Origin of the sequence: uncultured Algibacter sp., assembly GCF_947490405.1 — a bacterium.
Classification (GTDB): domain Bacteria; phylum Bacteroidota; class Bacteroidia; order Flavobacteriales; family Flavobacteriaceae; genus Algibacter_B.
Genome location: NZ_CANLGU010000004.1, coordinates 242,175 through 268,044 on the forward strand (window position 1 = coordinate 242,175; position 25,870 = coordinate 268,044).

General features: G+C 33.4%; 21 protein-coding genes. 20 read left to right on the top strand and 1 reads right to left on the bottom strand.

Annotated elements, in window-relative coordinates; all coding sequences use genetic code 11:
- The first annotated feature begins 19 nt into the window (after window positions 1–19).
- Together Q0772_RS10805 and Q0772_RS10810 are read left to right on the top strand one after the other, a co-directional pair.
- Window positions 20–1,030 carry a 4-hydroxyproline epimerase gene (locus Q0772_RS10805; protein ID WP_298344230.1) on the top strand — a complete coding sequence of 337 codons (1,011 nt, stop codon included), beginning with the start codon at window positions 20–22 and terminating at the stop codon, window positions 1,028–1,030.
- 7 nt (window positions 1,031–1,037) lie between these two features.
- Window positions 1,038–2,285 carry an FAD-dependent oxidoreductase gene (locus Q0772_RS10810; RefSeq protein WP_298344233.1) on the top strand — a complete coding sequence of 416 codons (1,248 nt, stop codon included), beginning with the start codon at window positions 1,038–1,040 and terminating at the stop codon, window positions 2,283–2,285.
- A 268-nt stretch (window positions 2,286–2,553) separates the two neighbouring features.
- Here the strand turns inward: Q0772_RS10810 and Q0772_RS10815 are convergent, their stop codons facing one another.
- Window positions 2,554–3,138: a sigma-70 family RNA polymerase sigma factor gene (locus Q0772_RS10815; protein WP_298344236.1), complete on the bottom strand. Its 585-nt coding sequence runs from the start codon at window positions 3,136–3,138 to the stop codon at window positions 2,554–2,556.
- 125 nt (window positions 3,139–3,263) lie between these two features.
- On the opposite strand from Q0772_RS10815, the gene Q0772_RS10820 reads away from it, so the two are divergent.
- The 18 genes from Q0772_RS10820 to Q0772_RS10905 all read left to right on the top strand — a co-directional run bounded on the left by Q0772_RS10820 (window position 3,264) and on the right by Q0772_RS10905 (window position 25,866).
- On the top strand, window positions 3,264–4,430 hold the full coding sequence (locus tag Q0772_RS10820) for a FecR family protein (protein ID WP_298344239.1): 1,167 nt from the start codon (window positions 3,264–3,266) through the stop codon (window positions 4,428–4,430).
- A 156-nt stretch (window positions 4,431–4,586) separates the two neighbouring features.
- The gene (locus Q0772_RS10825; RefSeq protein WP_298344242.1) at window positions 4,587–7,973 is read left to right on the top strand and encodes a TonB-dependent receptor; all 3,387 of its coding nucleotides are present in this window, start codon (window positions 4,587–4,589) and stop codon (window positions 7,971–7,973) included.
- Window positions 7,974–7,985: 12 nt separating this feature from the next.
- Window positions 7,986–9,404, top strand: a complete 1,419-nt coding sequence (locus Q0772_RS10830) for a RagB/SusD family nutrient uptake outer membrane protein (RefSeq protein ID WP_298344244.1) — start codon at window positions 7,986–7,988, stop codon at window positions 9,402–9,404.
- Window positions 9,405–9,423: 19 nt separating this feature from the next.
- Window positions 9,424–10,533 (top strand): glycerophosphodiester phosphodiesterase family protein, encoded by a 1,110-nt coding sequence (locus Q0772_RS10835; RefSeq protein ID WP_298344248.1) that lies wholly within the window; start codon window positions 9,424–9,426, stop codon window positions 10,531–10,533.
- Between the two features lie 11 nt (window positions 10,534–10,544).
- Window positions 10,545–12,041, top strand: coding sequence for a PQQ-binding-like beta-propeller repeat protein (locus Q0772_RS10840; RefSeq protein ID WP_298344250.1), 1,497 nt, complete (start codon window positions 10,545–10,547; stop codon window positions 12,039–12,041).
- Between the two features lie 86 nt (window positions 12,042–12,127).
- A complete protein-coding gene (locus Q0772_RS10845) occupies window positions 12,128–13,606 on the top strand; it encodes a PQQ-binding-like beta-propeller repeat protein (RefSeq protein WP_298344253.1) in 1,479 nt (492 codons plus the stop codon).
- 60 nt (window positions 13,607–13,666) lie between these two features.
- Window positions 13,667–13,924, top strand: a complete 258-nt coding sequence (locus Q0772_RS10850) for a hypothetical protein (RefSeq protein WP_298344256.1) — start codon at window positions 13,667–13,669, stop codon at window positions 13,922–13,924.
- A 66-nt stretch (window positions 13,925–13,990) separates the two neighbouring features.
- Complete coding sequence (locus tag Q0772_RS10855) at window positions 13,991–14,935, top strand: glycerophosphodiester phosphodiesterase family protein (protein ID WP_298344258.1); 945 nt, start codon at window positions 13,991–13,993, stop codon at window positions 14,933–14,935.
- Window positions 14,936–15,064: 129 nt separating this feature from the next.
- On the top strand, window positions 15,065–16,420 hold the full coding sequence (locus Q0772_RS10860; protein ID WP_298344260.1) for an MFS transporter: 1,356 nt from the start codon (window positions 15,065–15,067) through the stop codon (window positions 16,418–16,420).
- 26 nt (window positions 16,421–16,446) lie between these two features.
- A complete protein-coding gene (gene galE, locus Q0772_RS10865) occupies window positions 16,447–17,478 on the top strand; it encodes a UDP-glucose 4-epimerase GalE (protein ID WP_298344262.1) in 1,032 nt (343 codons plus the stop codon).
- A gap of 15 nt (window positions 17,479–17,493) precedes the next feature.
- Window positions 17,494–18,516: a UDP-glucose--hexose-1-phosphate uridylyltransferase gene (locus Q0772_RS10870; protein ID WP_298344265.1), complete on the top strand. Its 1,023-nt coding sequence runs from the start codon at window positions 17,494–17,496 to the stop codon at window positions 18,514–18,516.
- A gap of 149 nt (window positions 18,517–18,665) precedes the next feature.
- Window positions 18,666–19,499: an RteC domain-containing protein gene (locus Q0772_RS10875; protein ID WP_298344268.1), complete on the top strand. Its 834-nt coding sequence runs from the start codon at window positions 18,666–18,668 to the stop codon at window positions 19,497–19,499.
- Window positions 19,500–19,501: 2 nt separating this feature from the next.
- Complete coding sequence (locus tag Q0772_RS10880) at window positions 19,502–20,209, top strand: DUF2490 domain-containing protein (RefSeq protein ID WP_298344270.1); 708 nt, start codon at window positions 19,502–19,504, stop codon at window positions 20,207–20,209.
- Window positions 20,210–20,564: 355 nt separating this feature from the next.
- The gene (locus Q0772_RS10885) at window positions 20,565–20,837 is read left to right on the top strand and encodes a helix-turn-helix domain-containing protein (protein WP_298344273.1); all 273 of its coding nucleotides are present in this window, start codon (window positions 20,565–20,567) and stop codon (window positions 20,835–20,837) included.
- A gap of 8 nt (window positions 20,838–20,845) precedes the next feature.
- Window positions 20,846–21,502 carry a hypothetical protein gene (locus tag Q0772_RS10890; RefSeq protein WP_298344277.1) on the top strand — a complete coding sequence of 219 codons (657 nt, stop codon included), beginning with the start codon at window positions 20,846–20,848 and terminating at the stop codon, window positions 21,500–21,502.
- Entirely contained in the window at window positions 21,499–22,182 is a 684-nt protein-coding gene (locus Q0772_RS10895) for an ATPase (RefSeq protein WP_298344280.1), read from the top strand. The genes Q0772_RS10890 and Q0772_RS10895 overlap by 4 nt, the downstream gene beginning before the upstream one ends.
- Window positions 22,183–22,294: 112 nt before the next feature.
- Window positions 22,295–23,515: a DNA cytosine methyltransferase gene (locus Q0772_RS10900; RefSeq protein WP_298344283.1), complete on the top strand. Its 1,221-nt coding sequence runs from the start codon at window positions 22,295–22,297 to the stop codon at window positions 23,513–23,515.
- Window positions 23,512–25,866 carry an ATP-binding protein gene (locus tag Q0772_RS10905; protein WP_298344286.1) on the top strand — a complete coding sequence of 785 codons (2,355 nt, stop codon included), beginning with the start codon at window positions 23,512–23,514 and terminating at the stop codon, window positions 25,864–25,866. Before Q0772_RS10900 ends, Q0772_RS10905 begins: the two co-directional genes overlap by 4 nt.
- Window positions 25,867–25,870: the final 4 nt, after the last annotated feature.

Genomic DNA, 25,870 nt, shown 5'->3' on the forward strand with positions numbered 1-25,870 from the left:
TGAAATAAATTTTATTAAAATGGCAAGAAGCACTTTTGTTTGTATAGATGGGCATACCTGCGGAAACCCCGTTCGCGTTATAAAACATGGCGGTCCTGAATTGATTGGTACGGACATGAGCGAAAAGCGACAGCATTTTCTCAAGGAATTTGATTGGATACGTAAAGGTTTAATGTTTGAACCTCGTGGGCACGACATGATGAGTGGTAGTATTTTATATCCACCGCATAATCCCGAAAATGATTTTGCCATTTTATTTATTGAAACTTCAGGCTGTTTGCCTATGTGCGGTCATGGTACTATTGGCACTATAACTATTGCTATTGAAGAAGGCTTGGTAAAACCCAAAATACCAGGGAAAATTAAAATGGAAGCACCAGCAGGTTTAGTGGAAATTGAGTACCAACGAACTGGCGATAAAGTAGATTGGGTACGACTCACCAATGTAAAAAGCTATTTAGCTGATGAAAGTTTAACCATAGAATGTCCAGAACTAGGTGAATTAATATTTGATGTGGCCTACGGTGGTAATTTTTATGCTATTATCGACCCTCAACAAAACTTCTCAGGTATTCAGGATTTCTCAGCAAGTAAACTGATTCAATATTCACAAGTATTAAGGCAAGCCATCAATCAAAAATATCCTGATAGATTTATTCATCCAGAAAATGATACTATTAGAAATGTGTCTCATCTATTATGGACAGGAACACCATTGGATTCAAAATCATCTGGAAGAAACGCAGTGTTTTATGGCGATAAAGCTATAGATAGAAGTCCTTGTGGCACAGGAACATCTGCAAGAATAGCGCAGCTTTATGCTAAAGGTAAATTGAAACTCGGAGAGAAATTTATTCATGAGAGTTTTATAGGAAGTAAATTTATTGGGTGTGTAACTGCAGAAACTTCTGTCTCAGATAAACCAGCTATTATTCCAAGTATTCAAGGTTGGGCAAAAATTTACGGCTATAATACCATAACTATTGATGATGAAGACGATCCTTATGCACATGGTTTTCAAGTAATTTAATTTTGGTATGAGTAAGCATGTAATCATTATTGGTGGTGGAATTATTGGGCTGTGTTCCGCCTATTATCTTCAAAAAGAAGGTCATCAGGTTACTGTTATCGATAAATCTAATATGGATTCAGGAGCATCTTATGTTAATGCTGGCTACATTACCCCGAGTCACTTTGTTTCATTGGCTTCTCCTGGTATGCTTTCAAAAGGCATTAAATGGATGTTTAATCCTAAGAGTCCACTTTACATAAAACTAAGATTGGATGTGGATTTTATGAAATGGGCGTGGGCTTTTAAAAAATCGGCTACAGCTTCAAAAGTAGAACAATCAATTACACCTTTATTAGATATTAATTTGTTAAGTAGAGATTTATATGAAGATCTGAAAAAGTCCAAAGACTTCAACTTTCATTATGAAAGAAAAGGACTTTTAATGTGCTACAAAACCGATAAGGTAGGCGAAGAAGAATGGGAAGTTGGTAAACGTGGTATAGAAGAAGGATTGAAGGTTGAGCATTTATTAGCTAAAGAAGTTTCAGAAATAGAACCTGATGCTAATTTGAATATTAAAGGTGCTGTATATTATCATTCTGATGCACACATGACACCAAATAATTTCATGCAAGAAATGCTACTATTTTTAAAGGAAAGCGGTGTGTCTATTTTTAAAAATGAAACTGTTGTTGATGTTGCTATCAATAAGCAAAATATTTCAAAAGTGATAACAGATAAACAGGATTTAGAATGTGATGAAGTTGTTTTAGCAGCAGGAAGTTGGAGCCCAAAACTCAGCAAAAAAATTGGTTTAAAACTGTTGCTTCAAGCAGGAAAAGGTTATAGTATTAATGCTAAAATTAACACTAAAATTACGATACCATCAATATTATGCGAAGCTAAAGTTGCGGTTACACCTATGGATGGTTTCACACGTTTTGCAGGAACCATGGAATTAGCAGGAGTAAATCATAATATAAACCCTGTGCGTGTAAATGCTATAGCAAAAGCAAGTGCATCTTATTATAATAACCTCAATATCACTTTAGAAGAAAAGTCACAAGCAAAATGTGGATTACGTCCTTGTAGTCCAGATGGACTTCCGTATATAGGTAGGTCTTCAAAATGTAAAAACTTCACTGTAGCCTCTGGTCATGCCATGATGGGTTGGAGTTTAGGGCCAGCAACAGGTATGCTGGTTTCAGAGCTTATATCAGAGAAGCAAACATCTCTTGATATATCAACATTTCATCCAGATAGAAAGTTTTAATCTGTGTTTTGAGACTTTCAAAATTTGATTTCTATAATTTTTTATTGTCGTTTATTTAGTTCACAAAAAAAACCTCTTGATTAATCAAGAGGTTTTTTTAAAAATATTGCGGATAAAGAGGAACTATCCAGTTCCTCTTTATCCCTTTATATTAAAGTAATTAAACAACTTTGTAAATGATAGGTAACCGAATAAGAAACCGAATTGATTAATGTTGTTTGGTAGTATTTGAGTATTGAAAAGAATTTAAAATTGAATTTCAAGGGGTTTAATTAAACTGCGTTTCTCTAGGAAATCCAAACAACAAAAATAGAATCCCTTGCATTTTTTCGCCTACGGTTTTTCTTAATATGGAAAAAGCTTTAGTCATATGAGCTTCAACAGATTTTATAGAAACATTTAGATATTCAGAAATTTCAATATTTGTGAGACCTTCTTGCTTACTTAATAAAAATGTTTGTTTGCATTTAGGGGGTAGGTTTTCGATTTCTCGTTTTACCAAATTCATTAGTCTGTCTAACGATTTTTCATCTTCTTCTTCCAAAATAGAACTTAATGCGTCAATATTTTTTTTATCTAAAGGAATGGCATGCACCCTATTTCTTTCCTGGTTAAGGAATTCATTATATACGGATCTATATAGATAACTTTTAACTGCGAAGTCATCTTTAAGCTTTAAGCGTATTCTCCAAATATTAATAAACACGTTTTGAACAACATCTTTAGCATAATCACGGTCATTTGTAAGCTGATAAGCATAAACACATAATTTATTATGATAAGTATCAACTAACAATGAATAGGCTTTGGAATCTCCTTTTTTAAGACCATTTATAAGACTTATGTTGTTCATTTAGCAATAATATAAATTAAGAATTAGATAAAAACAGGAGTGAATTAATGCAAAAATAATAAAAAATGTTGCTAAAAAGTTAGGGTTGTGTAAAATTGTTGTGTTATAGTAGTATATGCGTTAAAATGATTTCTCAAGATATACAAAGGCTAATAATAAAATATCTGACTAGGCAAGCTACTCTTTTAGAACGGAATAAGCTAGAATTATGGCTAGAAGCCCATGATAATTATAAGATGTTTAAGGAGTACGTTAAGATTAACTACTTAATTGATTTAAATATGGAAATGTTTGATTCCGATGACTCAAAAAAAGAATTGCTTGAATTAATTGATAAGGAGAAAAAGCAATATAGATTTCGCAAGTATACCAGGGTAATGAAATATGCCGCAATCTTTGTTGGTATAATTGCAACAACATACTTTTTTAAAGATAACATATTCAGCAAGTCAGTTGAAACTACTCCAATAATAGTAGACACTAATACTGTCGAACCAGGAACAGATAAAGCAACACTAACTTTAGGCGATGGTTCTCAAATTGCATTAGAAAAAGGAGAATACCTAAAGACACAAAACGCTAACAGTAATGGAGAAGAGATTATTTATAAAGCTAACCAAATTAATACTAAAGAGTTAGTATATAACTATTTAACCATTCCAAGAGGCGGGCAATTCTTTGTTGTATTGTCAGATGACACAAAAGTCTGGTTAAATTCCGAATCACAACTCAAATATCCTGTAAGGTTTATTGAAGGAGAAACACGTAAAGTGGAGCTAGTTTATGGTGAGGCATATTTTGAGGTATCACCAAGTACAGAAAACAAAGGAGCTAAATTTAAAGTATTTAATCAATCTCAAGAAGTAGAAGTCTTAGGAACAGAGTTCAATATTAAAGCTTATAAAGGCGAGACTAATATTTATACAACATTAGTTGAAGGTAAGGTTACGGTTAATTATGAAAATAGAAAACAAAATTTAATGCCTAATCAACAGTCGAGCCTTGATGTGGATACCAAAAATTTCTTAGTAAAAGAAGTAGATGTATACAATGAAATATCATGGAAAGATGGTGTTTTTAGTTTTGAAAGAAAACCATTGAAGGACATTATGAAGGTCTTGTCTAGATGGTATGATGTTGACATATTCTTTGACAGCAAATCATTAGAGGAAGTTAAGTTTTTTGGTGTTCTAGGGAAAGATCAAAAAATAGAAGAAATATTGGAGACTATTAAGAATTTTAAAATAATTGAAGCCTATGAAATAAAAGGAAAAACTATAATCTTAAAATAAAAAAGAGATCGAAGTTGAACATTTGGCGGTGTCACAAACTTCGACCTTTTGATAATGTATTAATTAATGTATAACTAACTAACACTATGCAAATTTATGGAAATTAAATTTATTGATGTCCGTTTCCTCATTCGAAAACGGCTACTAATGCTTATTATGAGAACATTTATCTTTTTACTATGCACTGCTGTTTTTGGGTTCAATTCAATTGATGGATTTTCTCAAGAAAAAGTAATTATTGGTGCTGACAAAGAGGTATCTGTTCATCAAGTCTTTCGAATAATTAAAAAACAAACAAAGTACAGGTTTTTATACCCGGAAAGTTTGTTTGATGATGCTCCAAAAGTACAACTAAAAAAAGGGGTTATAGAATTATCTAAACTACTTAATCATACACTTTCAAGTAGTAATGTCAATTTTAAACTTTCTAAGAACAATACTATTATAATTGAGGAGAATGAAAACTCAGCCCGAAAAAGTGATAAGAAGCAACAGATAAAGGTTTCGGGAACAGTTATAGATCAAAATGGTCAGCCTCTTCCAGGAGCCAATATTATTGAAAAAGGTACTACTAATGGAACACAAACGGATTTTGATGGTAAATTTACTTTAGAATTGGCAAACGCCAATGCTATTTTAGTAGTGTCATATTTAGGTTTCAAATCCCAAGAAGTACTTCTTAATAATAAAACCAACTTATCAATTGTTCTAGTTGAAGATACTGCTGCTTTGGATGAGGTTGTTGTAGTTGGTTACGGTACGTTGTCAAGGGCTAAAGTACTTGGAGCTGTAGCCTCTGTAAAATCAGAGGATATAAGCCAATTACCTGTAGGCGGTGTTGATGAGGCAATTGCAGGAAGAGTAGCTGGGGTACAGGTGGTAACACCTGGAGCGCCTGGAACAGGTTCTCAAATAAAGATTAGAGGTGTTGGTACTATCACGGCTGGTAGATCACCTCTTATTGTTGTAGATGGCTACCCGCTAACTGAAGGTAGTGATTTGAATGCAATAAACCCACTTGATATTGAATCAATTGAAGTTTTAAAAGATGCAGCCTCTACAGCAATTTATGGTTCTAGAGGTGCTAATGGGGTTATTTTTGTAACCACCAAAAGTGCCAAGACAGAAAAAACTTCTTTTAGTTTTGAAACTTATACGGGGTTTCAATCTGTGCTAAACCCTATGAAATTCTTAAATGCTTCTCAGTATGCACAAATGGTAAAAGAAGCAAGAGACTGGGGCTATGTGTCAGATGACCCCACTAATAGGAGTGAAAATGATGATACAGCAACAAGATTGGCAAATGGTGCTAGACCAAGAAATTTAATTCCTAACAATATAGAAAAATATTTATCCGGCACGCCAGGTTTAACTGATAACAATTGGTTAGATGATGTTTTTCAGGATGGAAAAATTCAGAGTTATAATTTATCAGCTTCAGGTAAGAGTGGGAAAACCAAATGGTTTGCCTCTGGTGGATACTTTAGTCAAGAAGGTTTAATAATAGGTTCAGACTTTGAGCGTTTTACCGCCAAAATTAATTTAGAAACAGAGTTTAGTGATAAAGTAAGATTTGGAATAAACCTTACTCCAAGTGTTTCAAATCAGAATTCGGTAGTAGAAGGTTGGACGGATAGCCCAATGCAACAGGCTATATTAATGGAACCGTTCTTTACGCCTTATAATGATGAAGGGAACTTAAATATTAGTCAGCAAATCAGATGGCATAATAATGGTGGTACCGATGGAGCTCTTGTAGAGAATCCAGTTGCTATTGCTTTACAAAGAACAGATGAAAAAAATAAATTTAGACTTTTTGGAAGCACATTTTTAGAAGTTGATATAATCGAAGGATTAACTTTTAAAACCCTATTAGGAGGAGATTTTGATTATTCATTTAGAGAGGAGTTTAGACCTTCAACTATTGGTAGATATAGAAGAGATGTAGTAGCTTCTGTTCCATCTGCAGGTGAGAGAACAAGAGTTAGAAAAAACTGGATTACAGAAAATACATTAACATATACTAAAGTATTTGATAATCATAATTTCAATTTACTAGGAGGTTATTCATACCAAAAAGAGTTATTTGAAGAAACTGAGGTCGATGCTCCTGTTTTAGATAGTAATGAAATTACCAATATCGCTGGAACGGCAACAACTACGACTGATAAAAATATTTCGGAATGGATTCTTATATCTTACTTTGGTCGATTACAATATGATTATGATTCTAAATATCTGTTTAGTGCATCTATAAGAAGAGATGGGTCTTCTAGATTTGGTGCAAATACCAAATTTGGAGTCTTTCCTTCACTTTCAGGTGGATGGGTAGTAAGTAAAGAAGATTTTTTCCCTGAAGATAGCTTTTTAACTAATTTAAAGTTTAGATACAGTTGGGGTAAAACAGGAAATAACCAAATAGGAAATTACGGTTCTATTGCTGTTTTAAGACAATTAAACGGAATTTTAGATGATAGCTTTGTAAGTGGGCAAAGACCTAGTACAGCACCTAACGCAGACCTTTCTTGGGAAACGTCAATAACAAATAATTTTGGGGCAGATATCGGGTTATTTGACAACAAACTTAATTTAAGTGCAGATTATTTTATTGCAAAAACCGAAGACATGCTATTGAATGTGCCAGTACCTTTACAGTCTGGTTTTAGTACTTCATTACAAAATATTGGTAGTATGGAAAACAAAGGACTTGAATTGATACTATCTACATCAAACATCAATTTAGGAAAGGTAAAATGGAACTCAAGTTTTAACTTTTCTAAAGTAGAAAATAAAGTTACTTCGCTGGCTTCTGGTCAAGATCAGATTATAGCAGGAGGAACTAATATAACAAGGGTTGGTCATCCTATAGGTGATTTTTATGGTTTTGTGGTTGATGGTATTTATAAATCGCAATCAGAAATAGATACTTCTCCGCAAAGTGGTACCACGGTAAAAGTGGGAGATTGGCGAATTGTAGATGTCGACAATAATGGTTTTATAGATGACAATGATAGGACTGTAATAGGGTCTGCTTTACCAGATTTCACATATGGATTCAATAACCGTTTTGCTTACAAAAACTTCGATCTAAATATATTTATTGATGGTGTAGAAGGTAATAAGGTGTTGTCGCGTACCGTTCGAAATGCTACTAATGGTCAAGGGTTCTCAAACCAATTAGAATGGTATTTTGAAAACAGATGGCATCCTCAAAATAATCCAAACGGAACATTAGCAAGACCTGATTACACGCAGTCAAGTGAACGTGGAAGAGCTAATGTCTCATCGGCATTCTTGCAAGATGGCTCTTTTTTAAGAATAAGGAACATAACATTAGGGTATAATTTACCAGAGTCTGTTACTTCAAAAATAGGATTGCAAAGAATGAGATTATATGCTACAGCAAAGAATCCATTTATATTCACAGATTTTAAAGGATTTAATCCAGAACAATCTAGGTCTAATCCTTTAGACCCTAGTGATACAGAAGGTAGTTATCCTCAAAATAAATCGTTTGTTTTAGGATTAAATGTTTCATTTTAAAAAAAAAGGACAATGAAAATACTTAAATATATATTCTTTAGTGTTACAATGATGCTCATGAATGCATCTTGCGAAGACGACCTTAATGTAGCACCTGAGGATCAAAACACTTCAGCTGGGTTTTACAGAAATGCAGCAGATTTAGAAGCAGCTGTTAATGCCATGTACGGTGCGTTACAACGAGATGGCCTTTATGGTTATAATTATCACATTTTATTAGAAACACGTTCTGACAATACGTTTGAGGAAGAGCCTTCAAATTCAGGTGGTTATGGTGATATGGATTTGTTTAATAGGGTTACAACAAATCCAGTTATTACTTCAACATGGAGTGATTCTTATATTGCTATTCAAACGGCTAATATCGTATTAAATAGAATTGATGCTATAACCGATATGGACCAAGCAACAAAAGCAACAAGAAAAGGCGAAGCTAGGTTTATACGTGCGTTGATTTATTATAACCTTGTAAATCTATATGGAGATGTACCTTTGGTAACCCAAGAAACAACAAACCCTACTGACTTTTTTGGACAAGGAAGAACATCTAAAGCCGAAGTATTTGCTCAAATAATAACAGATTTATCTGAAGCACAAAATGAATTGCCCGAGTTGAATGATACTGGTAGGGCAACTAAAGGAGCTGCTAATGCTTTGCTGGGTAAAGTGTATTTAACCAATGGTAATCCGCAAGCAGCAGAAACAGCATTAAGAGCAGTAACCGGTTATACTCTTTTAAATAATTATGCAGATAATTTTGGAGTGAATAATGAAAATGGATCTGAATCTATTTTTGAGATTCAATTCAAGTCTGATGTAAACGGAAACTCTGAAGGTAGCAAATTCGCCACAAGATTTTCTTCTCAAGCTAACCCAGGATCTCGCGGTAACAATATTATTACTACGGATTTAGCGAGTTCTTTTGAAGCGGGCGACTTAAGAAGGGATGAAATAGTTCCCGATGCCAGTACCCCAACTGTTTTTATTTCAACTAAATATATTGATGTTGATCAGCCTGTAGTGGATGATGGAGATAACAATGTTATAGTACTGAGGTATGCCGATGTATTATTGATGTTGGCAGAGGCTTTGAATGCCCAAGGGTATGTAGCCGATGGTGAAGCATTTGACTTGTTAAACCAAATAAGGACAAGAGCAGGTTTGGCAAGTTTAACATCAGCTACTGTTACAAATCAAACAGAGTTTATTACAGCTTTGTTAGAAGAGAGAAGGCATGAGCTTTTTCATGAACCGCATCGTTGGTTAGATATTAAAAGGTTAGGAGACCCTATTAGCATCATGAATACTCATTTTGATGGTATGCCATCTACAGCCAACATCACTATAGATCAAGATGACCTTTTGCTTCCAATTCCGCAGGCACAAATTGATTCGGACCCTGATAGTATGTCGCAAAATCCGGGATACTAGAACAATATAAAAAGGATAGATGAAAAAGTTTGTATTCTTAATAGCAGGGTGTTTGATATTATTAACGGTGTTTCAATCTTGTAGTACCGATGACACAAGTACGCAAAAACTAACGGCATCATTTTCGTTTCAGCCTGCCGAAGTGCAGATTGGTATACCCGTTAATTTTACAAGTAACTCTATTGGGATTGATGAAAATACAGTGTATGCATGGGATTTTGGGGATGGAAATACTTCTAGCTCCAAAACCCCATCCCATGCATACACTGAAATTGGGGGAGGAACCTATGAGGTAACATTGACGTTACAAAACGGCAATAATACTTCAGTGGTTTCACAAGATGTTAAGGTATATTATAGTAACGATATTAGTGGAAGAAAAGACCTAATAAATAAATTGAGTGACGATGAAATACTCATTTGTGCGCATAGAGGAAGCCATAATGTACATCCTGAAAATTCTGTAGCCTCAATCAATGAAGCCATTACCAATTCTATCACTATGATTGAAATTGATGTTAGAACATCAAAAGATGGTGAGTTGGTGTTAATGCATGATAAAACTATAGACAGAACAACTAATGGTTCAGGTAATGTTTCAGATTTTACACTTCAGGAGTTAAAAGAATTCAAACTTTACGATAGTAATGGTGTTTTAACAAACGAAAGAATTCCAACTTTAAAAGAAGTTTTGGCAATATCTAGAGGAAAGCTTTATATAGATCTAGACATTCATAACAAGGCACCTTTTGAAAAAGTCTATGCCGATATAAAACAATACGGCATGGTAAAACAAGTGTTGTTTTATTCTAAAGATGTTGCGGTTATCAACAGCATAATAAGTAAGGATGTCAATGCGCTTGCGATGCCTAACATTAGCAGCGAGTCAGATTTTAACGCCTATAAAGATACGGGTGTTAAAGTAGTGCATTATACTGATGCTTCTTTTAATCAAAATCTAGTTGATAAAGCAAAAAGAGAGGGCTGGTATATTCTGAAAAATGCTTATGTAAACACCAGTACTGGTCCAGAAGATGATAACTATAATCACATTAGCAAAATTGTCAATCTAAAGGGAAATATTATACAAACCGATTATCCGGTTTTGGTAAAACAATATATTAATTAAATAAATTAATCATGAAAAAAATAATAACATTAGCACTTGTTTTTGGTGCATTAACGATATATACATTTACATCTTGTGAAAGTGATGATGTAGCTGCTGTAGGAAGGGCAGAAACCGTTAAACCAGTAGCAGATTTTTTAGTTACGGCAGAAAAATTTAGAGCAGAAGAAAAAATAGTTTTTACAGACAAGTCATCTGATATAGATGGATTTATAACATCTTGGAATTGGGACTTTGGTGACGGCGAAAACTCACAAAAGCAGTCTCCAGAACATTTTTATGCAGATGGAGGTGAATACGTCATTACATTAACAGTTGTTGACAATACTGGAAGCTCAAGTATTTTAACCTCTAAAACCATTACTTTGGAACAATCATTATCAAGTACACCTCCAACTGAATTATGGAACTATACCTTGGAAGGTAAATTGAACCATTCATCACCTTCATTATCAGATGACGGCACGTTGTTTATTGGATTTAATCAAGCGATTAGAGAAAATCAAGGACCAGATTTTATTGCGATTAAAAATGGCGCCAAAGTTTGGGATCAAGTATTTTTTGAAGGATCTGAAAATAAGTCAGATCAAATAAGATCGTCCCCCTCAATTTCAGCTGATGGATTTATATATACAGCTAGTTTTTACAGTAGAAAAATATGGCGTCTTAATGCATCAACAGGTGCTATTGAAGGAGAATACAATACAGATGCTAGAATACGTTACTCTTGTCCTGTTTTTGGAGCTGATGGTACAGTTTATGTTGGTGGTTACAACAAAGCAGGAAAAGGTTTTTATTCCTTAGATGCATCTTTAAATACTATGAACTGGGTGTTTGAAGCAGGAGAAGACTTTAACTCGACTCCGGCGATAGCATCTGACGGAACTATTTATGTAAGCTCAACCAATGATAATGTTTATGCCATCAATCCTGATGGAACAGAAAAATGGCGCGCGGTTTATGGAACTTGGGCAGCAACTGCAATAGCCATAGGAGAAGACGGAACTGTTTATTTCGCAGGGGAAAATGGTTCTGAAGGCGTGTTAATTGCTTATAATCCAGCAGATGGTACGGAAAAATGGCGTAAGACCTTACCAGCTAAAGCTAACCAAGGAGGTCCAGCGATAGCTCCAGATGGAACCATTTATCTTGGTGGCTATGAGGAAAAAATGATTGCTTACAACCCAGATGGTACTGAAAAATGGTCTTACACAGCAAATGGAGCAATAGAGACTGTACCAGCCATTGATAATGAAGGTAACCTATATTTTGGAGACCTTGCTGGATTCTTTCATGTCATAAGTCCAGATGGAGAAAAACTATATAAAGTTGTGAAGCTCGGGGATGAAATTCATTCATCAGCTGTAATAGGTTCAGATGGCACTATATATGTAGCTGCAAATGATGGTGATTTTGGAAAAGTTTATGCGTTCCAAACAGAAGCTACAGGATTAGCAAATGGAGGTTGGCCTATGTATGCCAAGGATGCTAAGCATACGGGTAGGTAAAGTATTCAAAACCAATTTATTCAATAAATATCGGACGGTTCTTTTTAAGAGCCGTCTAGATAACTAACATTCAAAACTTAAATATTATGAAAAAATTTTACACACTATTAGGATTATTTTTATCTATGGCCTCTTACGGTCAATTAGTTGAAAGCTGGTCTTACACATTACCAGATAAAGTTGCTTATTCAGGTCCAGCTATTGCGGACGATGGTACAATTTACATAGCTTGTGACTATGCCACACGAAATACATTAACTTATGAAACCTCACCAGAAAATGTATTTGCCATAAATCCCAACAATACGCTAAAATGGCAAGGACATGTAAATGAAGGTGCTTTACAAGATAAAGTAGATCAAATTATATCAAGTCCCTCAATAAATGCAGATGGATCAGTTTATATAAGTGGCCATTATGGAAGGCGCGTACATAGATTTAATGCTGCTACGGGGGATACTTTACGTACTTTTTATATGAACTCTCGAGTACGTTATTCAGCTCCAGCTTTTGCCTCAAATGGAGAAGTTTATATAATGACTCGTAATAACAATGATAGAGGAGCCCGAAACTTCACTCTTGATTTGACAACACAAAATTGGATTTTTGAAACAGGAACTGATTTTAATTGTGTACCTGCTATAGCATCTGATGGAACTATTTATGCCATTGCAACTAACGATAATATTTATGCAATTAATCCAGATGGTACTCAAAAATGGTCTGCAACATATGGGTCAGGTGGTTATGCCAGTTCAGCAATAGCCCTTGCAGATGATGGCACCATTTATGCTTCAGCCAAACTAAATGGGGCAGGTGATGGTGTTTTAAAAGCGTATAACCCAGCAGATGGTACTGAAAAGTGGTCTGTTACCTTTACAGGTGAAAATGCTGAGAAAGGAGGGCCAGCAGTTGCTGCAGATGGTACTGTGTACTTTGGTAATGCTGGCGGAAAGATGCAAGCATTTAATCCACTAAATGGAAATATACTTTGGACTTACACAGCAAGTTCAGCAATTGAAGTTGTACCTGCTATTGATAACCTGGGCAGATTATATTTTGGTGACACTAGTGGAATGTTTTATGTGCTTAATAGCGATGGTACAGACGCTTACACGCCTTTAAGTTTAGGAACTAAAATTACATCTCCAGCAGCCATTGATTCAGATGGTACAATTTACGTTGGTGTTGAAACAGCTTCTGCGGGTAAATTAAGTGCCTTAACTACTTCTGCAACAGGTTTACAAGTAGGAGGCTGGCCTATGTATGGTAAAAATGCAAAACACACGTCTAATGTAAACGCCATAACCTTATCAACTAATAAAGTTAATATCGAAGGCTTTAATGTTTACCCTAACCCAGTGACTACAGGTGAGTTTTATGTTTCAACGGCTTCAAATACAGCTAAAACTATTCAAATTTTTGATATGCTAGGTAAGCAAGTGTATTCAAAAAGTGTTGAAGCAAATGAAGCGATAAAAACATCAAATCTAAGAGCTGGAATTTATATTCTGAAGGTAGTAGAGGATAATAAGTTGGCAACAAGTAAATTGGTTATAAAATAATTTTTATTGAAATAAGAAAGCAGGTTTGTTCTGCAAACCTGCTTTTCAAGTGTATTTTTTATGCGCAAAAATATCTTTCTTCATTTAGCATTATTTACTAGTCTATTATGCTTATCCCAATCTGATTTGAATAAGGATTTTGTTATAAATTTTGGGTCTTGCAATAAACAGAATGAGCCTCAACTCCTTTGGGATGATATTATCAACAATGACCCTGATTTATGGATTTGGCTTGGAGATAATATATATGGAGATACAGATAATATGCAGATTTTAAAAGAAAAATATCAAATCCATATTATCAATAAATGGAGATAATGGCACAAGATATTGGTCTGAAACACTCCAATATCCAATAGTTAATTAAACTAAAATAATAAGCACATGAAGTTTAAATTTTTTGCAAATACAATATTGATTTTAATTGTTGTACTAGTTTCATGCAAGGACAATAAACAATCTAAAGTCACCAAAAATGAGGATAGTAAAACAGTTACTTCTATTCAACAAAAAATAGCAAATCTAGAAGATTCCAATAACAATCAAATTATTGTTGTATCACATAGAGGAGATTGGCGTAATGCTCCAGAAAATAGTTTGCAAGCCATAAAAAATTGTATTGAAATGGGTGTTGACATGGTTGAGATTGATATTAGAGAAACTAAAGATGGAGAGTTGGTTTTAATGCACGACAAAACTATTGATAGAACCACAACGGGGCAAGGTCTTGTAAAAGAATGGACTTTAGATTCTTTAAGAACATTGAGTCTTATTGATGGTTTAGGTGTTGAAACTCAACATAAAATTCCAACCTTGAGAGAGGCTCTGAATATGGCTAAAGGAAAAATACTCGTCAACCTTGATAAGAGTTATCATATTTTTGATAAGTGCTACAAGATTATTGAAGAGACTGGAATGCAAAATCAAGTCGTCATCAAGGGGGCAAAACCATTATCTGATGTTGAAAGAGAATTTGGAGACTATTTAGATAAGGTTCATTTTATGCCAATATTGGGATTGCCCAATAATATCGCAAATGAAATAGTTGAAGAGTATTTGTCTTCTAGAAACATTCCTGTAGCATTTGAATTTACAGTGAAACATGATAGTATCAAATTCATAAAAGAATTTAAAAATATCAGGAGTAGAGGTTCAAGTGTATGGGTCAATGCACTATGGCCACAGCACAATGCAGGTCATGATGATGAAAAGGCAGTTCAAAACCTTTCAATATATGATTGGTTCATAGATAACAATATTGATATCATTCAAACCGATAGACCTGAATTATTATTGAAGTATTTAAGGAGCAAAGGACTTCATAACTAAGAACTATTAATAGCATGAGTTAGTCTTAATTTAGTTTAGTTGAAAGTGAAATGGCGCAGTTGTATTGCTGCGCTTTTTCTAAATAATATCCTTTCAGAAAATCTCATCTAAAAATCTAAAAATTTAATTATGATTAAAATTATTAAAGAATTCTTTGCCCCACTTCCAGCAAAAGAAGAGATAAATGATGTAACAGAATTAACTAGAAAATATAAGATTTCCAAATGGAGTGTTTTCCTTTCTGCTACTTTTGGTTACGCTTTCTTCTATGTATGCAGGTTAAGCTTAAGCGTAATAAAAAAACCACTGGTCGATGCAGAGATATTTGATCCAGCACAATTAGGGCAAATAGGTTCAGCATTATTCTTTTCCTATGCCATAGGTAAGTTGGTTAATGGGTTTTTATCAGATCATCTAAACGTCAATAAATTTATTTCTATAGGATTACTTTTTACAGCTTTGGCCAACTTAGTTTTGGGCTTTTTTCCTGTTTTTGTAGTATTCATTATCGTATGGGGGTTGAGTGGTTGGTTCCAATCACAGGGAGCAGCACCTTGTGTTGTAGCACTTACTAGATGGTTTAAAGCAAAAGAAAGAGGAACCTATTATGCAGCATGGAGCGCTAGTCATAATATTGGTAAGGCGATTGCCTTTACCCTGTTGCCATTCTTGATTGGTATTGGAGGTTGGCGTTGGGGGTTCTGGGGCGCAGGAATTGTAGGGGTAATGGGAGCCATTATGGTAAAGATATTCTTGTATGATAGCCCTGAGAGCAAAGGATTACCATCTGTAGTATCACTAGAACAGAAAGAGAAAGGAGAAGAAGAAATCTTTGAAGATAAATCCAAAGATGTAAGTAGTTCACAAAAGGCCATATTAAAGAACCCCGCTATTTGGTTACTTGCGCTATCATCAGCTCTGATGTATGTCATCCGCTATGCTATTGAAAGTTGGGGAGTGTTCTATGCAGAGGCAGAGAAAGGTTACACTAATGTTGAAGCGGCGCAAATTATTGGATTGACAGCTATATCGGGAATTATTGGAACGGTGGTGTCTGGATTTATATCAGACAGGTTTTTTAAAGGCAGTAGAAATGTACCGGCTTTGGTGGCAGGAATTCTCAATGTCCTATCCATATCAGTCTTTTTGTTTTATCCAAATGCGAATGTATTGACAGATTCAATTTCAATGATTGTGCATGGATTTGCTATTGGGATTTTAATCACTTTTTTAGGAGGTTTAATGGCAGTAGATTTGGCGCCAAAGAAAGCAGCTGGAGCAGCAATGGGCTTGATAGGTATAGCTAGTTACGCAGGAGCAGGTATACAAGAGGTTATGAGTGGGATATATATAGGAGACTCTTCATTAATGGTAGAAGGAGTAATGACCTATGATTTTTCACAGATAAGGATATTTTGGTTAGGAGCGGCTATACTTTCAATGGTTTTAGCAGTGTTGGTGTGGAATGCAAAAGCTAAAGATTGAACTAATTAAATAATTAAGTTTTTATTATGAAAAAGAGAATAATGGTAACAGGAGGTTGCGGTTATATTGGATCGCATACTGTAGTTGCTTTAATAGAAAATGGTTTTGAAGTCTTAATACTTGATGATTTATCTAATTCCAATAAAGAAGTTCTTGATAGAATAAAAACTATTACAGGTACAAGACCAAAGCTTTTAGAGGTTGATCTAAAGAATAGCTTTTTATGTGACAACATGTTTTGCTACAATAAAAATATTGAGGCAGTAATTCATTTTGCTGCGCATAAAGCAGTATCAGAATCTGTTGAAAAGCCATTAATGTATTACCATAATAATCTCTATGCATTAATAAATGTATTAGTGGCTATGGAGAAGTATAACATTAATAATTTTATTTTTTCATCTTCGGCCACAGTTTACGGCAATCCTGAGATACTTCCAATTACTGAGCAAAATAAAACCCAGAGACCATTTTCCCCATATGGTAACACAAAAAAAGTAGCAGAAGAAATAATTGCTGATATTACAAACTCAAATAAAGATTTTACAGCTATTTCACTGCGGTATTTCAATCCTATTGGTGCTCATGATTCTGGGCAATTAGGAGAACTACCAAATGGCATTCCAAATAATTTGATGCCCTATATAACACAGACAGCGGTTGGTGTCAGGGAAACTTTAAGTGTGTTTGGTAATGACTATCCTACTAAAGATGGTACACCTATTAGAGATTATATTCATGTGATAGACTTAGCAGAGGCACATGTTATTGCGGTTCAACGGCTATTAGAGAATAAACAAGAAACTTCTTTTGAGACTTTCAATTTAGGTACAGGGAATGGCTATTCAGTATTGGAAATAATAAACACCTTTCAAAAAGTAATTAATCAAAAAATTAATTATACAATAACCGAGCGAAGACCCGGAGACGTGCCTATATTATATTCCGATATAGCTTTTGCAAAGGAAAAATTAGGTTGGGTAGCTAAAAGAAATCTGGAGAATATGATTTCAACGGCTTGGAAATGGGAACAAAATTATAGGCAAGAACAAAATTAACTACAAACCTTTAATATGAAATCTAATCTACAGGACTATTCACATAAACGATTTAATATATTAACAGGTGAATGGGTTTTGGTATCACCTCATAGAGCTAAAAGACCATGGCAAGGGCAAAATGAAGCCGTAAATAACGAAAAGAGACCAACGTATGATGAGTCTTGTTATTTATGTGCTGGTAACACCAGAATTAATGGTGAAGTAAACCCTAACTATGATGATGTTTTCATTTTCACTAACGATTTCGCGGCACTTCAAAGTGATTCACCAGATTTTCAGGTAAATGACGAATTATTAATCGCTAAAAGTGAAAAAGGGATTTGTAAAGTAGTTTGCTTTAGTCCTGATCACTCTAAAAGTTTAGCTAATATGACCCCAGAAGAAATTCAAAAAGTGGTTTTCGCATGGCAAAAAGAATATAAAGAATTAGGTGATAATGATTCAATCAACTACGTGCAAATCTTTGAAAACAAAGGGGCTGTAATGGGATGTAGTAACCCGCATCCACATGGACAAATTTGGAGTCAATCTACACTACCTAATGAAGTTGACAAAAAGAATACGCAACAATTAAACTACTACCAAAAGAATGGCAGTAGTTTACTAGGTGATTATTTAGCACAAGAATTAGAGAAAAAGGAACGTATTATTTTTGAAAATGATGGTTTTGTGGTTTTAATACCTTTCTGGGCAATATGGCCATTTGAAACTATGATAGTGCCCAAAAAATATCAATCAAGCATTTTGGGCATGAATGATAAAGAAGCCTTATTATATGCCGAAGCTATTTCGGTTTTAACCAAAGCATACGATAAGATATTTAATACTTCCTTCCCATATTCAAGCGGTATTCACCAAGCCCCAACCAATGGTGAAGATAACAACCACTGGCATTGGCACATGAGCTTTTATCCACCATTATTAAGAAGTGCTGCGGTAAAGAAATTTATGGTTGGCTATGAAATGTTTGGGTCTCCTCAAAGAGATATAACAGCCGAAATTGCAGCTGCAAAATTAAAAAGCTTAATAAACTAAATGAAAAAATAACACTTATTCTTATTAATTATATGGCTTTCAATAAAAGTTAGAAGATAAATAACGCATATATAACATGAAAATTTAAAAAATAATTCTTCTTTAAGAACATTAATAGCGACCCAAGGTAACACCCCTAACTCTTGGATATGTTATATGAAGAATTACTAAAATCTTTTAATGAAAAATTAAAAGATATTCATCTTAGGATTTCATCACCTATGGAAGAAGCAAATCAAGTAATTGCTCTCTGTACTCTCTCCTTAGCGAAATTCCAAAGAGCTGTTGAAAATAATGGCTTCAAGGATATGGATATGGAGATTAACTTTTTCAAATCCGTAAAGGTCATTCCTATGCAATATTTAATCTATTATTCAGAACTGCGTTCTTGTGAATTGAGCATTCCTAGTGGCAGTAGTAATATGCAAATACAATTTTTAGAAAAGCGAGAACAAGAAGTGAATTCGTTTTTTCATCAACATAAAGAGTTCTTAGTTTATATAAAACAAGGACACACGCTTTTGGATAAATATTATTATTCACGTAAGTATATAGATAAAATTCAGCCAATCCAAACATATCCTTATTACAAAGACCCAAACTTCAATACATCTCATGATGTTTTGCTTGCTAGAATACGTGGTTTTGAATTATTTGAAAAATTTATTTACCAAAGAAAATTAAAGATAGAGAGGAGGATGAATGATTTCATCGATAAGGAAATAATCTGGACGGGCACTTATGCTGGATTTATAGAATTTGTATACGGGTGTCAAGCTATGGGATATTTTAATAATGGAAATAAAGAAACAATCAAAATTGTTGAAGCTCTAGGTCAGTTTTTAGGTATTGAAGGCGGAAACCCTTCTAGAACCTACAATGAAATAAAATTTCGTAAAAATTCAAGAATCAAATTTTTCGAGGAAACAGGTCTGCGCTTACTTCAGAAAATGGAAGACGAAGATGAAAAAATTAATGATTAAATATGTTAATAAACACTAAACTAAAGAATCAATATAGTTCAATTCAATTCATTTTGATTTTAGGTGTACTATTTCAATACCAACTATCTGCACAACAAAGAACAGAAATATTAATCCAACCTCAAATTAGTTTCAATTTGAATTCTGATAAACTGTATTCTCAAAATTTCTCACTAGCCCATAGGTCTTTTTTATATAAAGACAAGTGGGGCTATAAGGGACGTCAATTTGATTTTTCTCACTTTTCAACTTTGGCATTAAGTAGCCAAAGCAAGTTAAGCTTGGGTGCGATGTACCGTAATATTAAATTCTTCGATGTAAATGACTCAAATGAATTTCGGCTTACCCAACAATATAATTTTAATGCGAGACATACGGTAATTCGTTTTGGACATAGATTTCGAGTAGAAGAACGATTCTTGAGATTGCTTACAATATTTAGATTTCGTTACAGGTTTGCTATTGATTTTCCATTAAAAGGTCAAAAATTAGATAAAGGTGAGTTATATAGTATTATCAATTTAGAAATGATTTCTTCTTTAAGCAAAGTAAACAATCCGGAATACGATGGTAGATTTATGTTGGGAATAGGAAAGCTTTTATTAAACGATGCTAAAATTCAGTTTTTGATTGAATATCGAAAATTGGATATTACAAATACTAAAGGAAATCAGTTGTTTTCATATGTATCACTTCATTTGAAACTATAATTGAGAAAGCTATAACTATCAATCCAAATTCATATAAACTACCGAACTCGGTTGAAACTCGGTTTTCCATTTCTACATAAAATTTAGGCGTTTTGAGTCTATGATGTCATAATAAAACCTTTTGATTAAGACTAAAAGGCATCAAAAATATGATTATAAAGATATATCCGAACTCGGTTGAGACTCTGTGTAAAAACCATTAATACTGTTGAATTTTGCCAAACGAAAGTCAAATCGACAGATTCACGAACACATATTTATTAAAATATAAAAGTTTGTGAGCTAAATCAATTTAATAGCTACCATTGAGACTACAAGTTCGAGGTGGTAGCTTTTAACTAAAACCAGTTTTACAATGGCAACAGAAATTTTAACCACAGACGATCTCTATGAATTTAAACAAGAATTATTCGGAGAACTCAAAAAACTAATTGCGGAAAACCCACATTCAGCACCAAAGAAATATCTTAAATCTGCTGAGGTAATGGAAATGCTACAAGTAAGTCCAGGAACATTACAAAATCTTCGAATTAACGGTACACTACCTTACACAAAAATTGGAGGCATTATACTCTATGAGTATGAAGAAATCCTAAAAGTACTCAAAGAGAATCGTGTAGCTTCATAAGTTATGCTTTGGCAGAAGTTAATTACATCAAGCACCTCAACGCAGTATTTGGTCAGTTCTCAAAAGATAGCAGGCTTAATCCAACTCATATCAGTTTGTATCTAGCATTTTTTCAAATATGGAATTACAATCGCTTTCGCGATAGTTTCCATGTTAACCGTGACGATATAATGAAGTTATCTAAAATAGGTTCAAAATCAACCTATCACAGGTGCACAAAGGAGCTACATCATTATAAATATCTTATTTATGAACCATCTCATAATCCATTTAAGGGGTCAATTATTAAGATGCTCATATTCGGGACAACTTCTGGACAAGCTGTGGACTTAGGTGTCCCAAATCAAGGACAAGCACTGGTACCTTCTAATAAACATATACAAACATTAGAAAATAGTTATAAACTACCAAAGCCTAAAAATGAAATTGAAGTTTTAGATTTTTTCAAAAAAGAAAACTGGCCAGAATTAGAAGCGCAAAAATTTTATAATCATTACCAGGCCATAGGTTGGAAAGTTGGAGGGAAAATTAAAATGGAAAATTGGCATGCTTCAGCTAAAAATTGGATGCTTAAATCTGAAGAAATGAAAACAGAAAAGGAAGTGTCCCAAAATCAAGACAACTTACATACTGTAAGAAATAAAAATTACAATCAACCTTTATGAAGCATCCGGCAACATACTATAATCCTAAAAAGCCACATATTCTTATTGAAGGTGCTACGCAGTTTGAATTAGGGACATTTGATGGTAAATCTATTTCGTATGATTTTCCTAAAATCCTCAAATACCTTGATTCAAAAGGAAAACTACTTTATGGAAAGAATTTTAAAATTTATGAAGACGATTACGAGCTCTTGCTTAAACTAGCAAGCTATTTTATACAAGATCACGAGTATTGCAAAAAGTTAGATATTGATACAGGAAAGGGTATTCTACTATCTGGTCCAGTTGGATGTGGTAAAACTACTTTGATGAGATTATTACCTCATCTCGTACCACATAAAAAGTCCTACAACTTCATCCCTTGCAGGAATATCGTTTTCGGATTCAATGGTATTGGTTTCAAATTAATTGAAGACTACAGCGATGATAAAGCATATTGTTTCGATGATTTGGGTGTCGAACATATAGGCAGACATTACGGAAAAGACTGTAACGTAATGGGAGAAATACTCATATCAAGATATGAAGTATTTAGACAAAGAGAGGTTTTAACCCATATAACAACTAATCTTAATGCAGAAGAGCTTCAAGTGAAATATGGGGAACGTATTAGATCGAGGATGCGGGAGATGTTTAATTTGATTGCTTTTGATAAGGCAAGTGTGGATAAAAGAGTTTAATCAGTTATTAAATAATAATTTTCAAGTCTCAGATTATTCCACAAAAATTTCGTATAGAACACCAGGTTATTATAAGATTTATATATATTTTTGGTTATTCGAAACACTTTTTATGAACTTTATTGATTTATTTTCTGGCGCAGGTGGTCTCTCTGAGGGTTTTATTAGAGCAGGATTTAATCCCATTGCCCATGTTGAAATGGATAATCATGCTTGCAATACACTAGAAACAAGACTTATTTTTCATAAATTAGAAAAAGAGGATAATCTAAGACCTTATTACAATTACATCCAAGGAAAACTTGATAGAGAAAGTTTTATTAAGAAATATGGGGATAAAGAAATTACTTCTTCAGTAATAAATTTAAGTATTGGAGGTAAAAATAATAAAGAAATTTTCAGGTTAATAAATAATTTAAAACCAGATTTAAATGTTGATTTAATTATTGGTGGTCCACCTTGTCAGGCTTATTCTTTAATAGGTAGGGCAAGAGATAAGGATAGCATGCTCAATGATTCCAGAAACTATTTGTATAAAGAATATGCTAAGTTTTTAATAGAATATAAGCCGAAAGTTTTTGTTTTTGAAAATGTATTGGGGTTGATTACTGCTAAGAAAGGGGAATTCTTTAAAAACATGAAAGCTTATTTTAAAAGAATAGGTTATGAAATAGATTATTCAATCCAAAATTCAGCAGATTATGGAGTTCTTCAAAAGAGAAAGCGTTTAATCCTCATTGGTTGGAAGAAAGATATAGAGATAGAATACCCTGTTTTCGATAAAATAGAAAATAATTGGACTTTAGATGAAATCCTTAAAGATTTAAAAATATTAAAACCTGGAGAGAAAAATAATGTCACTAAATATAAATCTAAAACGACAAAATATTTAGAGAGTTTCAAGTTAAGAAATGGAGTGGATTTTGTTACTCAACATATTGCAAGACCACACAATGAAAGAGATTTAGAGATATATAAAATAGCAATCGACAAATTTATTAAAGGGAAAAAACTAAAGTATCCTGACCTGCCAAAAAGATTAAAAACACATAAAAATGAAAAATCGTTTTTAGATAGATTTAAGGTAGTAAATATTAACGGACATTCTCATACAATGGTTGCACATATTGCCAAAGATGGACATCATTATATCTACCCTGATTTAAAACAAGTGCGTTCACTTTCAGTCAGAGAAGCTGCAAGAATCCAGTCATTTCCAGATGATTTTTACTTTGAGGGAGGTAGAACAGCAGCTTTTAGGCAAATTGGTAATGCTGTACCACCTTTAATGGCTGAAGCAATAGCAAATAAAATAGCTGAACTAAATATATGAACAAAACTAAAATACTAGATAGAGCGGCTAATGCTACTATTGCTTTAATTTCTGATCCTTTAAAAATAAAAGAAGAAGAATTAGATGGTTCTATAGATTTAATATTACAGCATAAAGAATTCAACTCTCAGATTAACAAAACTGAACTTCTAGCTTCTATTCAAACAAAACTAAAATCAAGTTCATTTAAAGCAAAAAGTCATATTCTTAGCCTTTTAGGGAATGAATTGATAGGTAGTGATAGCCTCGCTATTTTTGAGTTAGTTAAAAACTCTTATGATGCTGATGCAGAAAAGGTTTCGATTAGCTTTATAGATTTAAATACACAAAATCAAAAGATTATAATTGAAGACGATGGACAAGGTATGACCTATGATAAAATCAAAAACATTTGGTTAACAATTGGTACTGATTTTAAAAGAGGTAGAAATAGGAAAATAAGTGAGATTTTTGAAAGAGTGTCATTTGGAAATAAAGGTGTTGGTCGTTTGGCAATTCATAAACTAGCTAAAGTTGTTACTCTTGAGACACAAGCGGTTGGAGAAAAAATTGCACACCAATTGACTATTGATTGGCAAGAATTAATTGAGTCTAAAGAATACATTCAAGAATTGGAAGTAGAAATTCTTGAGTTAGAAGCAGATACTTTTGAAAAGGGCTATGGTACAAGGATTATATTGAGCAATTTGACTACTGAAAAGTGGACTAAAAAGGCTTTAAAAGATTTAGTTAGAAAAATTGAAAATATAAAAAATCCTTTTGCTGAGTTTAAAGATTTTGATGTAGAAATAAGTTGTAATGATTTTCACCAGGAATGGATTGAAGAGGTTAAAACATCTACAGAAATATTAAAGGATAGCCTTTATAGTTTTGAATTTGAAATTAGTCAATGGCATAAAAAAGATTCTAAAGACTTTGAGAATGATTTCGCAGAATTTCGATGGCGTTATGATTTTAATCCACCAAAGCAAACAGGAATTGAGCCAAATGATGAAAATTTCAAACCAAATGCAAATAAGCTTACCAATGAAAATATATTTCACATAGGAGAAATATTTAAACAAATAGATGATAGTCTAAAGCCTTCAAAATATCTTAGAAATAAAGATATTAAAGATTTAGGTACAATCAAGGGGAAGTTTTTTGTTTTCAATCAAAACAGCGCATTACTCAGAATGAGGTTTGGTGGTCAAATTAATGGAGTTAAAAATTATATAAGAGATAATAATGGTGTAAAGATTTATCGTGATAATATCCGAGTTTACAATTATGGCGAGCCTTTTGATGATTGGTTAAGTTTAGATTTAGATAAAATACAAAGAGCTGGAGATCATTTTGGTAAAAAAGTTACTATTGGTGCAATTGAGTTAGATCTTAACGACAGTTTGATTGGATTAAAAGAAAAAACCAATAGAGAAGGGTTCATTGAAGATGAAAGCTATAAAAGGTTTCAGTTGATTGTAAAAGAAGTGTTTAGATTTTTTGAATCAGAAGCATCAGACGATAAAGAGAAAATAGATGAATTTATAGACAGTACTAAGCCAGTTAAAAAAGTTGGTTTTGGAGAAACAATTAAAGAGCTTGAAGAAAAATTAAGAGAAAAAGATTTAGAAAAAGAATTGACACCTTATTTAAAGCGTATTGATAAAGATTACGTTGAAATGAGGGATATAATGGTTAATTCAGGAATGACAGGGCTTAATTTAGGAGTTGCTTTTCACGAAGTTGAAAGAGAAATGAAGTTTATCAATATAGACTTAATTCAAGATGAAGTAGATATTGAAGAAGTCAAAAGTAGGGTTCAAAACTTGATGCACATTCTCGACAATTTATCACCTATTTTAAGACAGAATAAAAGTGTTGCTACAAACGCTAAATATATAGTTGAAAAGGCAAAAAACATAAATAACAATAGATTTGGTTTCCATGAAGTAATTTTCTCATCGCCTCTTATTTCTGGGGAATCTGATAATTTTAAATTTAAAGGGCCAACAGGCTTATTAATAAGTTCTATTTCCAACATAATAGATAATTCAATTTATTGGACAACTTCAGCTAGAGAATTAAATGATGACAAATTTAAGCCTGGTATAATAATAACAACAGATTTGCATTCTTTCGATGGTCCTGCAATTATAATTGCAGATAATGGTAATGGCTTTTCAGTTGACCCTGAATTTCTAATTCAACCTTTTAAAACAAAACGAGAAGGAGGTATGGGATTGGGTCTATATTTCACAGATTTAGTAATGAATATGTTGGGTGGAAAATTAATATTTCCAGATAATCAAGATTTAGAAATCCCAAAAGTTTACGTAGGAGCTTGTATAGCTTTAGTATTTCCAAAATAGAAAA

Bases quoted from the DNA above. Each gene is read 5' to 3' on its own strand.
- galE (WP_298344262.1), top strand. From the start codon at position 16,447: ATGAAAAAGAGAATAATGGTAACAGGAGGTTGCGGTTATATTGGATCG.
- Q0772_RS10830 (WP_298344244.1), top strand. From the start codon at position 7,986: ATGAAAATACTTAAATATATATTCTTTAGTGTTACAATGATGCTCATG.
- Q0772_RS10900 (WP_298344283.1), top strand. From the start codon at position 22,295: ATGAACTTTATTGATTTATTTTCTGGCGCAGGTGGTCTCTCTGAGGGT.
- Q0772_RS10835 (WP_298344248.1), top strand. From the start codon at position 9,424: ATGAAAAAGTTTGTATTCTTAATAGCAGGGTGTTTGATATTATTAACG.
- Q0772_RS10845 (WP_298344253.1), top strand. From the start codon at position 12,128: ATGAAAAAATTTTACACACTATTAGGATTATTTTTATCTATGGCCTCT.
- Q0772_RS10870 (WP_298344265.1), top strand. From the start codon at position 17,494: ATGAAATCTAATCTACAGGACTATTCACATAAACGATTTAATATATTA.
- Q0772_RS10815 (WP_298344236.1), bottom strand. From the start codon at position 3,138: ATGAACAACATAAGTCTTATAAATGGTCTTAAAAAAGGAGATTCCAAA.
- Q0772_RS10855 (WP_298344258.1), top strand. From the start codon at position 13,991: ATGAAGTTTAAATTTTTTGCAAATACAATATTGATTTTAATTGTTGTA.
- Q0772_RS10850 (WP_298344256.1), top strand. From the start codon at position 13,667: ATGCGCAAAAATATCTTTCTTCATTTAGCATTATTTACTAGTCTATTA.
- Q0772_RS10840 (WP_298344250.1), top strand. From the start codon at position 10,545: ATGAAAAAAATAATAACATTAGCACTTGTTTTTGGTGCATTAACGATA.
- Q0772_RS10885 (WP_298344273.1), top strand. From the start codon at position 20,565: ATGGCAACAGAAATTTTAACCACAGACGATCTCTATGAATTTAAACAA.
- Q0772_RS10905 (WP_298344286.1), top strand. From the start codon at position 23,512: ATGAACAAAACTAAAATACTAGATAGAGCGGCTAATGCTACTATTGCT.
- Q0772_RS10895 (WP_298344280.1), top strand. From the start codon at position 21,499: ATGAAGCATCCGGCAACATACTATAATCCTAAAAAGCCACATATTCTT.
- Q0772_RS10880 (WP_298344270.1), top strand. From the start codon at position 19,502: ATGTTAATAAACACTAAACTAAAGAATCAATATAGTTCAATTCAATTC.
- Q0772_RS10805 (WP_298344230.1), top strand. From the start codon at position 20: ATGGCAAGAAGCACTTTTGTTTGTATAGATGGGCATACCTGCGGAAAC.
- Q0772_RS10820 (WP_298344239.1), top strand. From the start codon at position 3,264: ATGATTTCTCAAGATATACAAAGGCTAATAATAAAATATCTGACTAGG.
- Q0772_RS10825 (WP_298344242.1), top strand. From the start codon at position 4,587: ATGAGAACATTTATCTTTTTACTATGCACTGCTGTTTTTGGGTTCAAT.
- Q0772_RS10875 (WP_298344268.1), top strand. From the start codon at position 18,666: ATGTTATATGAAGAATTACTAAAATCTTTTAATGAAAAATTAAAAGAT.
- Q0772_RS10860 (WP_298344260.1), top strand. From the start codon at position 15,065: ATGATTAAAATTATTAAAGAATTCTTTGCCCCACTTCCAGCAAAAGAA.
- Q0772_RS10810 (WP_298344233.1), top strand. From the start codon at position 1,038: ATGAGTAAGCATGTAATCATTATTGGTGGTGGAATTATTGGGCTGTGT.